This is a genomic window from Vibrio sp. Vb1980 (genome assembly GCF_033338615.1).
GTDB lineage: Bacteria > Pseudomonadota > Gammaproteobacteria > Enterobacterales > Vibrionaceae > Vibrio > Vibrio alginolyticus.
Map to the genome: position 1 here is coordinate 23,389 of NZ_JAWOSZ010000002.1, position 14,155 is coordinate 37,543.

The 14,155-nt window shown below is 44.7% G+C and carries 12 protein-coding genes; 7 read left to right on the top strand and 5 right to left on the bottom strand.

Annotation, left to right across the window (positions count from 1 at the left end):
• Positions 1–31: 31 nt before the first annotated feature.
• Complete coding sequence (locus R7F64_RS03355; protein WP_318071463.1) at positions 32–2,023, bottom strand: methyl-accepting chemotaxis protein; 1,992 nt, start codon at positions 2,021–2,023, stop codon at positions 32–34.
• A gap of 269 nt (positions 2,024–2,292) precedes the next feature.
• Here R7F64_RS03355 and hinT point away from each other — a divergent pair, with 269 nt between their 5' ends.
• The 7 genes from hinT to R7F64_RS03390 all read left to right on the top strand — a co-directional run bounded on the left by hinT (position 2,293) and on the right by R7F64_RS03390 (position 8,506).
• The gene (hinT, locus tag R7F64_RS03360; protein ID WP_005378473.1) at positions 2,293–2,643 is read left to right on the top strand and encodes a purine nucleoside phosphoramidase; all 351 of its coding nucleotides are present in this window, start codon (positions 2,293–2,295) and stop codon (positions 2,641–2,643) included.
• 69 nt (positions 2,644–2,712) lie between these two features.
• Complete coding sequence (locus R7F64_RS03365) at positions 2,713–4,110, top strand: COG3014 family protein (RefSeq protein ID WP_025766940.1); 1,398 nt, start codon at positions 2,713–2,715, stop codon at positions 4,108–4,110.
• Positions 4,110–4,502, top strand: coding sequence for a YcfL family protein (locus R7F64_RS03370; RefSeq protein WP_005378469.1), 393 nt, complete (start codon positions 4,110–4,112; stop codon positions 4,500–4,502). Before R7F64_RS03365 ends, R7F64_RS03370 begins: the two co-directional genes overlap by 1 nt.
• Before the next feature lie 66 nt (positions 4,503–4,568).
• The gene (gene lpoB / locus R7F64_RS03375) at positions 4,569–5,159 is read left to right on the top strand and encodes a penicillin-binding protein activator LpoB (RefSeq protein WP_005378467.1); all 591 of its coding nucleotides are present in this window, start codon (positions 4,569–4,571) and stop codon (positions 5,157–5,159) included.
• A gap of 24 nt (positions 5,160–5,183) precedes the next feature.
• A complete protein-coding gene (gene thiK / locus R7F64_RS03380) occupies positions 5,184–6,065 on the top strand; it encodes a thiamine kinase (RefSeq protein ID WP_258509561.1) in 882 nt (293 codons plus the stop codon).
• A gap of 75 nt (positions 6,066–6,140) precedes the next feature.
• Positions 6,141–6,683: an alpha/beta hydrolase YcfP gene (ycfP, locus tag R7F64_RS03385; RefSeq protein WP_005378464.1), complete on the top strand. Its 543-nt coding sequence runs from the start codon at positions 6,141–6,143 to the stop codon at positions 6,681–6,683.
• A gap of 533 nt (positions 6,684–7,216) precedes the next feature.
• The gene (locus tag R7F64_RS03390; protein ID WP_005378463.1) at positions 7,217–8,506 is read left to right on the top strand and encodes an NAD(P)/FAD-dependent oxidoreductase; all 1,290 of its coding nucleotides are present in this window, start codon (positions 7,217–7,219) and stop codon (positions 8,504–8,506) included.
• A 76-nt stretch (positions 8,507–8,582) separates the two neighbouring features.
• On the opposite strand, the gene R7F64_RS03395 is transcribed toward R7F64_RS03390, so the two are convergent.
• The 4 genes from R7F64_RS03395 to R7F64_RS03410 all read right to left on the bottom strand — a co-directional run bounded on the left by R7F64_RS03395 (position 8,583) and on the right by R7F64_RS03410 (position 14,103).
• Positions 8,583–9,131 carry a GNAT family N-acetyltransferase gene (locus R7F64_RS03395; protein WP_005387823.1) on the bottom strand — a complete coding sequence of 183 codons (549 nt, stop codon included), beginning with the start codon at positions 9,129–9,131 and terminating at the stop codon, positions 8,583–8,585.
• Positions 9,132–9,291: 160 nt separating this feature from the next.
• Positions 9,292–10,059: a peptidoglycan binding protein CsiV gene (locus R7F64_RS03400; protein WP_021707672.1), complete on the bottom strand. Its 768-nt coding sequence runs from the start codon at positions 10,057–10,059 to the stop codon at positions 9,292–9,294.
• 7 nt (positions 10,060–10,066) lie between these two features.
• The gene (gene mfd / locus R7F64_RS03405; protein ID WP_033905041.1) at positions 10,067–13,528 is read right to left on the bottom strand and encodes a transcription-repair coupling factor; all 3,462 of its coding nucleotides are present in this window, start codon (positions 13,526–13,528) and stop codon (positions 10,067–10,069) included.
• Positions 13,529–13,533: 5 nt separating this feature from the next.
• Positions 13,534–14,103 (bottom strand): hypothetical protein, encoded by a 570-nt coding sequence (locus tag R7F64_RS03410; RefSeq protein ID WP_065274290.1) that lies wholly within the window; start codon positions 14,101–14,103, stop codon positions 13,534–13,536.
• Between the last annotated feature and the right edge of the window lie 52 nt (positions 14,104–14,155).

The window sequence follows — 14,155 nt, forward strand, 5'->3', positions numbered from 1 at the left end:
GCACTAATTAATACTCTTAATTATAAAGTATTTATAACTTAAAGCGGTGGACCAATTCATTTTGCTGATGAGCCAAGTGGGTCAGTGATTCACTGGTTTGTGCGATACTCGACATGGCTTGGAAACTTTCATCGGCGATGCTGTTGATATCTTCAATACTGCGAGCAATGTCTGTTGATGTTTCACTTTGCTCTGCTGCTGCTTGTGAAATGTGCGTACTCATTTGGCTGATCTCAATGATTAGCGCCTGGATCTCTTCCATTGAGCTGTTCGCTTTTGATGCTTGCTCAACCGACATCTCCATATCGCTCATACAGCTTTGTATGACTTGGTTCGCCGATTGCGAGCTAGATTGCAGATTACTGATCATGGATTCAATTTCAGTGGTTGATTGAGTCGTTCTTGATGCGAGTACTCGTACTTCATCTGCCACTACCGCGAAGCCGCGACCTTGTTCACCAGCGCGAGCCGCTTCAATTGCCGCGTTCAATGCCAGTAGGTTGGTTTGCTCCGCAATGTTGCGGATCACATCAAGGATAGACCCAATTTGACCACTCATTTTTTGTAGCTCAGAAACTGCGGAGACCGATTCGTTCAAACGTGTTTCTAGTTGATTAATGGTTGAGATATTACTGCTCATAACATTTCTACCTTCTTCAGAGGCAGATTCGACGCGTTGCACCATTTCTAACGAGCCTTGCGCACTTTGCGCGACTTCCTGCACTGAATGAGACATTTCTGTCATCGCGGTAGCGACGTTTGCTGTTTGTTCGCGTTGAGAGCTCAATTTAATTTGTGCTTGCGAAGAGGTGCATTCGTTGGTTGTCGCGGTTGACGATAGGTTTTCTGACGCTTCGTTGAGTTTCACCAAGATCTCGTGAAGGTTGTCGGCGAGTGAGTTAATGTGTCCACTCACACGGCTGAATTCGTTGTTATAGCGAATGTCGATACGCTGTGTCATATCACCTTCAGTCAGGCTTTCTAACACTTTTAGAATACGAGTCAACGGTTCGCGAACGCTTTGTGCGATGTGGTAGCCAATCGCTGTCGCGAGTAAAACGACAATAACGCCAATGATGATGGCTTTCGTTACACCCGCCGAATATATGTCACCTGCGTCTGCCAATGATTCATTGAGCTTATCTGTTGCGGTTGTCGTGAATTGCTCAAGAATCGCCATGGTTGAATCCACTTTATTTGCTAGGTTGGCGATATTGTTATACAAAGCGGCGCGAGCATTGAGGTAATTATTATGTTGGTCTAGCACACCGCCACGCATACCAACGTCACGAGTAAATTGCTCTACAGATTCGCCAAAAGCTTTTTCTAGCTCAGGAAGCTGAGTCACCAACCCGCGGAATGCGTAATTCAAGTGCGTTACTGCTTTGCGGTTTTTAGCTACGGCTTGCGTAACAAACTCAGGGTTGGAACTGGCGAGGGCATCAGAGGTAATTACTTCGGCATCTTTTAACTTGATAAAGTAGCTCTTTGCCATGACTTTGACAGAAATGCTGGTTTGATCTGCCACATATTCTTTAAGACCAACCGACAGTTCGGTATTCAGTTTTTGGAAGCGGCGTGAGGATTTTTGCACTTCTTCTTGAGCCGCGAACATTGCTTCGTAGTTGTCCATGGCCTCTAGAGCTTCTGTAAAATAGCTCTGCTCTAACGTTTTTAACTGTGAAAACGGTTCGGCAAGAGAAGGGTAAATTTGGCTTGCGGTTTTCAGTTGAGCCAATGTGGATTCGAAGCGCTGTTGAGATCTAGCAAATTCCTGACGCATTTCATCCATGCGTTGTTTATTCTCTGTTGTCAGGAAGTCTTTAAATGATTTGTCGGCAGAAAGCAGCTCAACACTGGTTTGATTAGATAACGATACCAACGGTAGGGATGATTTAGATACCGTGCCAAATTTTCCGTGAATATCACTCATTCCTCCCATCATAATGGCAATTGTGACGGCAAATAGGATGATGATCAGTGCAAAGCCGGCATACATCCTTTTAATAACTGAACCTCGCATAAGTGAGTTTCCTCTCCCAAAAATAGACAAGCTACCCAAGCATTTTTGAGTTTACTTGGGTATAAAAATAATAATTGTCTTAAAAAAGTAACAAAATTCATTGGATTGTATTCAGTTTGTGACGCGCATTTTATGACGCACACGACAAAAAAAGCCTCGTTAATTAGCATTTGATTAATAATGTTAAGTGAACACTGTTTTTATTGAGCTCCGCTTTTGGTTGGCGCATACTAATTGGGGTCTAATTACGTTTATAAAATGGAGTCCTCATGGCGGAAGAAACGATCTTTAGTAAAATTATTCGCAAGGAAATCCCTGCCGATATCCTTTATCAAGATGATTTGGTGACTGCGTTTCGCGACATTAACCCTCGCACACCAAGCCATATTCTCATTATTCCGAATAAACTGATCCCAACAACGAATGATGTAGAAGCTGAAGATGAAGCAATGATGGGGCGTTTGTTCACTGTTGCTAGAAAGTTAGCGAAAGAAGAAGGTATTGCTGAAGACGGCTATCGCCTAATCGTTAATTGTAATCCACATGGTGGCCAAGAGGTTTACCATATTCACATGCACCTACTAGGCGGCCGCCCTCTAGGTCCAATGGTATTGAGCTAAGCTTTTAAAAGTGGGTGGCGATTCACCCACTTCTTTTTCCTGTCGAATGACACATTTGTGGAGATAAATGTGAAACTAGGTGTAAAGCTGTTAGGGCTGATGAGCTGGGCTTTAATGGCCTCTGGCTGCGCGAATTTATCTGCGGGCAATCTGTTTAGCCATTACAGCAACCAGAATCAAGAAGTTTATCAAGCCGTTGTTGCAGGGGAATATGCCAAAGCAAAACAACTTCAATCAAGTGAAGTGGGTGGCGAGATACTTGGCAATTTTGAAAAAGGTCGTATCTCTTTTCTTGCTGAAGATTACCCAACAAGTTTAAATGCGCTAGAAAGCAGCGATCGTGCTGTACGTGTTCAACAAGATCGTGCGACGATATCTGTGTCAGACACGGCAACGAGCGTCGGCTCTCTCGCAGTGAACGACAATCTCCAAGACTATCATCCCGCCGATTACGAACTTGGCTTTTTGCACCTGTATCTAGGACTAAATTACTTACAGAAAAACGATTTAGAAGGGGCACTAGTTGAAGTGCGTCGAGCTAATCAAGTTCAGGAAGCAGCAAGAAAGGCGCGTGAAAAAGAGCTAAAAGCAGCAGAGAAAGACCTTAACAAGCAAGGCATGTCTGCCAATTTAGGCAGTGTGTTAGCGAACTACCCTGATGCTGGTAAAAAACTAAGCGCGGTACAAAATGGTTATCTGTTCTATCTTTCTGGCTTGTTATATGAAGCGTCGCGAGACTTAAACAGTGCTTATGTTGATTACCGACGAGCACTCGCTGTAATGCCAGACAACAAGCAAGTTGTGGAAAGCACCTTATACGCTGCTAAGAAGCTGGGCATGCGTGAAGACTTGCGCATGCTAGAGAAGCGGTATGGCAAAGCACCTTCTGGATTAACTCAGTCACAAGGGCGAGTCATCGTTATTGATGAGCAGGGTGTTGTTGAGGCGATGAAAGGGTGGCGTATTGATTTACCGATTTACGACAGTCGCGATAATGGCGCGATTTATTCGTTGGCGCTTCCTTATTATCAGAACCGAGGTGCTCAACGTTTTAGCGATGTTGTTTTAAATGGTCAGGTATTGCCTTCCAGTACGCTGACTGATGTTAATGCGATGGCGCAAAACGATCTTAATGAACGTCTTACTACAATAGTGATCCGTCAAGCTCTTCGTGTTTGGGCAAAAGATCGAATCCGAAAAGAGGCGGCGAAAAAAGGCGATGATGTGGGCAACATACTTTTCAATGTATGGAACACATTGACCGAACAGCCAGATACAAGAAGTTGGCAAACATTGCCAGCGCAAGTGAAAACGGCTTCAAAAATCGTGAAACCGGGAACACAAAGTTTAAACTTGGGTGATCAAACCTATCAGTTTGAAGTGCCTGCACAGCAGACTACATTGGTATGGGTATCTCGTCAGGGAGCACACTCAACCGTGTGGCATAAACAGCTAGGGAGACTGTAATGAAAGCATGGCTTGTTTGTTTAGCAATGGCTATTGGTTTAGTTGGATGCGCCGAAAACACGGCTGGTATTCGAATTGATGGCCAAACGCAAAAAGTATTTTTTAATGATAACGTTTTAGGTAGTCGCTTATTAGTTGACAACATCACCACCACTTACGTTGATGATCGCCCACGAGGAGTCGTGCAGCTGAGTAGCAATTACAAAGGTGATCAGCACATTCTTTACCGATTTTATTGGTATGACAACAATGGTTTAGAAGTGAATACCAAACCTGGTCCGTGGCGAAAAATGATTGTGCGAGGATTTGAGCAAGTCACGTTATCTGAAGTTACTGTGAATCCAAATGGCACAAAATTCCGTGTGCAAATTAGAGAAGCACAAGACGATTAATCTTAACGGCTCTGCCGAAGCTGCCGCGCTAACGATGCGCTGGTATTGAAAAACTAAGGAACTCTCATGAAAAAAAGTATTATTGCTCTTTTAGGTCTTGCCGTCATTTTAGGTGGCTGTTCTAACAAAGTCTCTTACGGCGATGCGCAAGCAACAGAAACCACGACTATCGATTTTGGCTCAACAGATTTACAAAAAATCGCGGCTGAAATGGTGGATAGCATGATGATGTCGGGCTCTGTAGCAGCAATTACTCGTGACCAACGTCCTATCGTTTTTGTTGAGCGAATTAAGAACAAAACCAGTGAACATATTGACACTGAATCCATTACTGACACGATCTCTACTAAGATGTTGAACTCAGGTAAGTTCCGTTTTGTTGATATGGATCGTGTTGAGTCTGTGCGTGAACAACTTAACTTCCAAAATACGGATGAGCTTGTTAACCAAAGCACAGCTATCCAATTTGGTAAAATGGTTGGTGCTCAATACATGCTTTACGGCAACCTATCTAGCATTGTGAAAAATGCAGGTAGCGATAAAGATGTATACTACAAGATGACCATGCGCCTAATGGACCTAGAAACAGGTTTGATTGAGTGGGCGGATGAAACTGAAATTCGTAAAGCGCAATCTAAGAGCCTATTCGGTCTTTAATCGAACAGGGTGGAGAAGTCATCAATGGCATGGTTTTCTTGGCAACAAGCAAAACAGTTAGATCCGAGTCTTAATGCTCTCGATGGCTTCTTTACGGAGCCTCCGGTAAAAGTACAAACTGTTACCGGGGGGCTAACCAACCGCTGTTGGCGGTTGGAATCTTCTCAAGGCCTTGCATACATCTGGCGACCGACCAGTCATGTCTGCAAGGCTTTTTCAATTTCTCGTCACAGTGAATATCAAGTGCTGAATGCAGTCTCTTCATTGGAAATTGGCCCCAAGCCAGTTTTTATTCATGAGCAAGGGTTGCTGGTGGAATGGATAGAAGGAGAGGCACTGACGGAGTCAGGCTTAGCACTAAGCGATTTATTATCCATTGCGGCGAAGATTCATCAATATCCGATAAGCGCAATTCCTTTGGTTCCATTTTCATATATTTCTCGCATCGATCATTATTGGCTTGAGCTTGATGGTCAGTATGTGGGTACGGAGTTTGAGGCTTTGTACATGAAGTGGCGCACGGAACCGAACGTTGCACCTGTTCCGCTTGCCCTATGTCACTTCGATCTGGGGTGTTACAACCTAGTGCGAGGAGAGAGTGGGGTGAAAGTCATTGATTGGGAGTATGCCGGGATTGCTGACCCTAGGCTTGATTTGACCTTAACTATTCAGGTCGCGAATTCGCCTGTGGAAGAAGCGGTAAAGCAGTATTGCCAAATTCGAGGTGTCGAAGATGTGTCTCTTTGGCTGAGAGGTGTAAAAGCTTGGCAACCAAGAACCTTGGTGATGGCGATGCTCTGGTATCTACTTGCCTATAAATTGTGGGGAGATGAACAATACTTAAACAGTGCGTATGAGTTGAAAGGCTCATTGTGTATGGAAGATCACTGTTTTGAGAACTCGTGATATTTTCCCCTTTAACAGTAAGGAAATAGTGGTAGTTTTAATAAAAGTACCAGATACACACAGGGAGAGGTACACATGATTATTTACTTACACGGCTTTGACAGTACAAGCCCGGGTAACCACGAAAAAGTTCTTCAACTGCAATTTATCGACGACGACGTTCGTTTTATCAATTACAGCACCCTTCACCCAAAGCACGACATGCAACACTTGTTAAAAGAAGTGTCTAAAGTTATCGATCAATCTGATGACCCAAACCCGTTAATCTGTGGGGTTGGTTTAGGTGGTTACTGGTCTGAGCGAATTGGTTTTCTATGCGGTATCAAGCAAGTGATGTTCAACCCGAACTTGCACCCAGAAAAAACGATGGCTGGTCGAATCGATCGCCCAGAAGAGTACGAAGATATCGCAACAAAATGTGTTGATCAGTTCCGAGCGAAAAATCAAGCGCACTGCTTAGTGATTCTCTCTAAAGATGATGAAGTGCATGACAATTCGAAAACGGCAGCTGAGTTAGAAAAACACTATCAAATCATTTGGGATGAAACTCAGTCTCATAAGTTCAAAAAAATCTCTCATCATTTACAAGCGATAAAGGCATTTAAAAATACTTATTAATGTTGAGTGTAGACAGTAAAGCGGCGTTTTTATTGGCTGCTTTGCTGCGATTCCTTCTCTTGAGTATGCCGAGCCACTGTCTCTTTGAAAGGCACATTTTCTTGGTTTAACGCTTTGAATATTGTGTTCTCCTTACCGTTTTCTTACTTCCCTCCTATGTAGCACGAACACCTTGTTGTAGAGTAGTCGAAAAGTAGTCAATCCGTACTCGTTACACGGATTTTGGTTGCCTTCAAAGTTGGTCTCTATATAATGAACCGGACTAAAATAATTTGATAAATATCAAAAAAAATTGAGAGCGAGTAATAAACTTGCCCAAAAAATTCTGGCGTCGTATGCGTACCAGATAAACATGCCAAACCCTGACAAGTCATTGATAGATAAAGAATCAAGGTGAGTGGCAGTTTTTTAATCCAAGTAATTGAGACACCTCTAAGAACCAAGAATTCATCGGTTGGATGGATGCCACAAATGTTTGTGAGTCATGCATCGAGCTGAACCCCATATATTCATTTTTGTAGAGGAAAATCATTGTGACACGCATTATCGTTGTAGGCGGCGGTGCAGGTGGTCTTGAGTTGGCAACTAAGCTTGGTCGAACTCTAGGTCGCAAAAACCGTGCGCAAATTACGCTAGTCGATCGAAAAGCGAGCCACTTGTGGAAGCCATTATTGCATGAGGTTGCTACAGGTTCTTTGGACGAAGGAGTAGATGCACTGAGCTATCGAGCTCATGCAAAAAACCACAGCTTCGACTTCCAAATGGGTAGTCTTCAAGACATCGACCGTGAACGTAAAGTGATCATCTTAAGTGAGCTTAAAGACGAACACGGTGAACTTCTTATGCCAAGCCGTGAGCTAGAATACGACATTCTAGTGATGGCAATTGGCTCGACATCAAACGACTTCAACACGCCTGGCGTTCGTGAAAACTGTATTTTCCTAGACAGCCCTGAGCAAGCACACCGTTTCCGTACAGAAATGAACAACGAGTTCCTAAAGCTGCACGCGAAAAACGGTAACGGTACGGTCGATATTGCTATTGTTGGTGCTGGTGCAACTGGCGTTGAACTATCAGCTGAGTTACATAATGCTGTTAAAGAGCTGCGCACTTATGGCTTCGGTGATCTTGATTCTAGCAAGTTGAACGTCAATCTGATTGAAGCAGGTGAGCGTATTTTACCAGCGTTACCTCCACGTATTTCTTCTGCTGCTCATCAAGAGTTGGTGAAGTTGGGCGTAAACGTGCGCACCGCCACTATGGTGACTAAAGCTGAAAAAGATGGCCTTACTACAAAAGATGGTGAGAAGATCCCAGCTCAAATCATGGTTTGGGCTGCGGGTATCAAAGCTCCAGACTTTATTAAAGATATCGCTGGCTTAGAAACGAACCGTATCAATCAGCTTGTAGTGAAAAACACACTACAGACAACACGAGATGATGACATCTTTGTTATTGGTGACTTAGCACAATGCACCCAGTCTGACGGTTCGTTCGTGCCGCCACGCGCTCAAGCTGCACACCAAATGGCAAGCCAGGCATTTAGTAACATCGTCGCGAAGATCAACGGGCGCGAGTTGAAAGACTACGTATATAAAGATCACGGTTCATTAGTGTCTCTAAGTCGCTTCTCAACCGTTGGTAGTCTGATGGGGAACCTAACTAAAGGGTCGATGATGGTAGAAGGCCGTATTGCTCGTGTCGTTTACATCTCATTGTATCGCATGCACCTAATGGCGTTGCATGGTGTATTCAAAACCGGTCTGATGATGCTCGTCGGCCGCATTAATCGCGTGCTGCGTCCAAACCTTAAGCTGCACTAAGGTTTTAAATCCACTCTGTGTGGATGTGTTGTATCTTAAAAAATGCAGAAGCCACCGCAAGTCGGTGGCTTTTTGTTTATGTTAGATCTGTCGGTAAAAGTGAGAACACAACGCCATCTTTAGGCTTACCCTGAAAAATAAACCGGTTTCTGGCGATGGCTTCTTTTTGTGCACCGACGGACTCAATTAAGGCTTGGCTAGCTTCGTTGTCGGGGTCACAAACAATCTCTAGTCGAGTTAAACTTAGCTTTGCGAAGCAGAATTCTGCTAAGGCTTTAACGGCTTCTTGGGCATAGCCTTGCCGTTGATAGCGGTCGGCAACCCAGTAACCAATACTCGCCATATTAAACGTATGATATAACTCATTAACCGCTGCCATTCCTACCAAAGTGTTACTTTGCCGCTCATAGATACCGAAACCAAAAGCCTCAGTTTTGACCCAGTTAAGACGGGTTGCCAACAGAAAATCCTGCGCGGTTTTCAATGTGACGTTTTTATCACACCAGTCAAGCCATTGGTGCAGCGAAGGGGATTCTGCAAGTAATCGTTGTAGTGAATGTGCTTCTTCAGCAGGGATGAGCTTGAGCGCTAAGCGGGGCGCAATGATTTCAAAGTCTGGACTCATGAACTAATACGACTTCCATGTTGAGTGTAAGTAAATTGAAAGCTGTCTATTTATACTTGAACGCAGCTATTTTCCTTGCTCTGCGTTGGTTAGGAATAACTGAGGTATAGCAGATAAAAACAAAGCGCAGCTTTGCTGCGCTTTGTCGAACCGCTCGTGCTTATCGAACCCGACGAACTTGAATGATCATACCCATCAACGGATTATCTAGGTAATGAGTCTCGCTGCTACGCATACGACGTTTTTGATCCATTCGATAACTCTTCAGGAATTTCTCTTCGGTTACTGTCGGCGATATTTCTGCCAAGTTACCGACTTGGACGTTACCATCGACTTCACCTAAGTCATCCGCCAATTGCTCAGTTGAGGTTGGTTCAAAACGCACCTCTCTAACACTTGGTTCGCGCAGATCTAGTGTTGTTTCGGCGAAGAGATAATGCTGTACGTATATTTGGAATCGACCATCTAGTTCATATAAAGGACCATTGACCGTCTCTTCACTGTAACCGTCGCTGGAAAATGTTTGATTGCCATTGATTGGGCGGCCATCTGCTTGATAAGAATCAGAGAAATCTCGCCCGCCAACGATGCGGAAAATTGGGGCGCTAGATTTACCTCGGTCACCTTGACGCCAGGCTACGTGTTTAAGCACTTTAAAGCCGGCATGATTATTTAGTGCCGCTTCTTGCGCGTTGAGACGGAAAGAAGAACTTGGCAAAAGTGTTACGCCTTTAGAGCGGCGGTAGGATTCACTCTCTAGGCTACCGACATTTTCCATATCGATTTTTGGCAGTTGATTCGGCCAAGATTCTGTTGTGCTTTCAGCGTCGACTGCTCGCTTGAAAATGATCACTTCAATATCAAATTGGCGCTGTGCCCAAGAGGGCATTGAGACACATAGAAGCAATAACGGGATCAGTATTCTCATTCGACTATTAGCTCGTTGGTAATAAATTCTGTTTAAAATCATTCAGTAAGTCTTGAACAAACTGAATGCGTTTACGTCGGTCCACCAATGGTACGCTAAACTTGAACTTAGTTGGACCTTCCATTGCAAATTTTTGCGGCTGTGATTGCAGCAGTTTAACTAAATACGCTGGGTTTATGTCAGCATCAGGGTAAAACTCGATAAATCCACCTTTATCATGGGCTTCTATCTTTTTCGCTTTTAAACTACCAGCCGAAATTTTCAATTCTGAGACGGCAAGTAAGTTCTTTGTTGCGTCTGGAAGCAGACCAAAGCGATCAATCAGTTCCACTTTTAGCTCTGATAGTTCATCACTGCTTGTGACACTCGCAATGCGTTTGTACATCGACAGTCGTGTGTTTACATCCGGAATGTAATCATCTGGTAAGAGCGCTGGGATTCGCATTTCCACTTCAGTTTGCTCACGAAGCAGCTCATCCAAAGATGGCTCCTTGCCTTCTTTTAATGCTTGCACTGCTTGTTCCAGCATTTCCATATAAAGTGTAAAACCAACGGATTGAATTTGCCCACTTTGCTCATCACCAAGCAGCTCACCAGCACCACGGATTTCTAAATCGTGGGTTGCTAACGTAAAGCCAGCACCTAAGTCTTCCAGTGAAGCAATCGCATCAAGACGCTTGATGGCATCTTTGGTCATGGCTTTTGGATGTGGCGTTAATAAGTAAGCATAGGCTTGATGGTGCGAACGTCCAACACGGCCACGTAATTGATGCAACTGCGCCAAGCCAAGATTGTCCGCACGATCCATGATTATGGTATTCGCCGTTGGTACGTCGATACCGGTTTCGATGATGGTTGTACACACCAACACATTAAAGCGCTGATGGTAGAAGTCATTCATGATTCGCTCAAGTTCGCGCTCGCGCATTTGACCATGAGCCACGGTAATACGTGCCTCTGGGATGAGTTTCTGTAAGTCTTCTGCCGTTTTTTCAATGGTTTCAACCTGATTGTGCAGGAAGTAAACCTGACCACCACGCATAATTTCACGCAGTACCGCTTCACGGACCACTGGCTCTTCTTTTTGTCGAACAAAGGTTTTAATGGCTAAACGGCGTGCAGGAGGTGTCGCGATGATCGACAGGTCTCGCATGCCACTCATTGCCATATTCAGTGTGCGTGGAATTGGTGTTGCGGTGAGGGTAAGAATGTCCACATCCGCACGCATTGCTTTGACTTTTTCTTTTTGACGAACCCCGAAGCGGTGTTCCTCATCAACGATCAACAAACCTAAATCTTTGAATTTAATGTCGCTCGAAAGCAGCTTATGCGTACCAACGACAATGTCTACTTTACCATCGGCAACGTCTTGCAGAATGACTTTTTGTTCTTTGGCAGATTTAAAACGAGACAGTACTTCAACTCGGATTGGTAAGTTGGCAAAACGGTCACGGAAGTTTTCGAAATGCTGCTGAGCAAGCAAGGTTGTTGGTACGAGTACGGCGACCTGTTTACTGTTATCCGTTGCGACAAATGCTGCGCGCATAGCGACTTCCGTTTTACCAAAGCCCACGTCACCACACACTAAGCGATCCATCGCTTTTGCCTGGCACATGTCTGACAATACGGCATTGATGGCCATCGCTTGGTCATCTGTTTCTTCAAACGGGAATGTTGCTTTAAATGTTGCGTATTGCCCACGATCTAGCTCAAATTTGAAGCCAGGTTTTAATTCTCGTTTAGCATACACATCCAGCAATTCTGCTGCGACATCACGCACTTTTTCTGCCGCTTTACGACGTGCTTTTGCCCACGCTTCACCACCTAATTTATGCAGTGGCGCACTCTCTTCAGCGCCGCCAGAATAACGGCTGATAAGATTCAGTGATGAAACTGGCACGTAGAGCTTGGCATCGTTTTGATACTCAAGGGTGACGTATTCCGTTTTCATGCCACCGGCTTCAAGTGTTTGTAAACCGATGTAGCGGCCAATACCGTGATCAATATGAACCACAGGTTGACCGGGTTTTAGTTCCGCAAGATGGCGAATAACGGTGTCACTGTTGACGGCTTTTTTATCTTTGCGGCGTCGCTGGATAACACGGTCACCGAGTAGATCACTTTCACAGATCAGAGCGAAGTTCAGCTCTTCGTGAATGAAACCATGCTCTGCTGCGCCTAAGATCAAGCTGAATCGATCACCCGAGTCTAGAGCTTGGTAAAGTGAGCCATGTACGACCGGCCGAACTTTGATGCCTTGCAACAGCTCCGTTAGTGCTTCACGACGACCTTCTGACTCTACCGAGAAAACGATTTTGCCGCTGAATTGCTCACTAAACTGACGAAGGCGCGAGAGCGGCTCTTTATTTTGTTGTTGAACGCCAAGCTCGGCTAACGATTGTACTGGTAGGTTTTGACGACCGGCACGCTTAACCACTTTATCTAGGCTCAATTGAGCGATAGGGAGCTGTTTTAGTTGACTGAAAAGTTCGTCTTTTTTCAACCAAAGCTGTTCAGGAGTCAAAAGAGGACGCAGCGGATCAACTTTTTTCTGGTCGTATCGATATTCGACATCGGTTAAGAAAGTATCGACCGCAGATTCGATATCACCATATGTGATGACTTGAGAGTCTTCTGGCAAATATTCAAATAAAGTCTCGGTATGGTCAAAAAACAGCGGCTGCCAATACTCAATACCAGCGGGCCACGTGCCTTTGGTCACTTGCATGTAGATTGATTCAGGCTCGCGGCGTGCGTCGAACTGGGTGCGCCAACGTGTACGGAAATCTTCAATCGCTTCTTTAGTGGTTGGGAACTCATGTGCAGGCAGCAATTGGATTTGCTGAATATCGTCGATAGAGCGTTGGTTCTCTGGATCAAACGTGCGAATGGTATCTATTTCATCATCAAAGAAGTCGATGCGGTACGGGTCATTGCTGCCCATAGGAAAGAGATCCAGAATAGACCCACGACTTGCATATTCACCTGGCCCAAATACTTGATCTACATGGCGGTAGCCTGAATTTTCAAGTTGTACACGTAACTTCTCTAGCGAGAGCCGATCACCAGTTTTCACCATTAAAGTGTGTTGCAACAGAAAATCACGTGGCGATTGGCGTTGCAATACTGTACTGACCGGGACGATGGTTATGCCATCACGTTGACTTGGCAGTTGGTATAGGCGTGCGATACGTTCAGAGATGATTTCTTGATGCGGAGAAAAGTTATCGTAAGGCAGCGTTTCCCAGTCGGGGAACAGGCTTACCGTTTGGTCGGTGAATTGCTCAATCTCTGCCTGAAGCTTTAAAGCGATTTGCGGGTCAGGCACAACGAGTAGCGAGTGACTCGAATGCTGCTTGGCCAGCTCTGCAATGGCTAGAGGTAGAGCTGCGCCCGGCAAATTACCTAGCTGTTTTTTGTCGCCACGCTCTGAAGGGTTTGTGACGGAAAGAATCGTTGCTTTTGTCATAGGAATTATTTTTTATCTCGCTCCATCGAGCGCTGACGTAAAAGTTTTTGTTGTTGATACAGTGCCGCCTTTATCAGTAAATCTTGATCAGATTCTCGGAGCATCTTGTATCTAAGCGTGATAATGAAATCTTGCTCTGAAGCATCACATTCTTCTACTTGAGCGTAACAGTAAATCGCCGCAGCAGGGTGATCGAGGAACAGTTTAACACGAACGAGTTGTTGAGTAGTTAACGCTGTATCTGAGCGGAAACTGAGTTGACTAGCACCAAACTGCGTCGTTTGATATCGAATGGAGGCGTCATCTTGTTGTGAAAGCATAAAGCTCAACAAGAGGTTAAGTTTCGCGTTTTGCGTATCAAGCAAGTTGATCACATGCTTTAACTCTTTGTTTTTCAGCCCTAGACGCGCGTTGTCTGCCAACATATCTAAGTGACTAAATTCACTGGCGACAATAAATGGTGCTGGAATTTCGGAGGCAAATGTTTCTTCATCTGGCAAAGCAAAGTCCGCACTCAACGTTTCGACGTTGATGGTGAGGTTATGATGGACGGTAAAGTATTCTTGCTCTGTCATATAGTCGATCCTTTTGCCAGTGAGCGCTCCTTGCTCACTCAACAAACAAAGA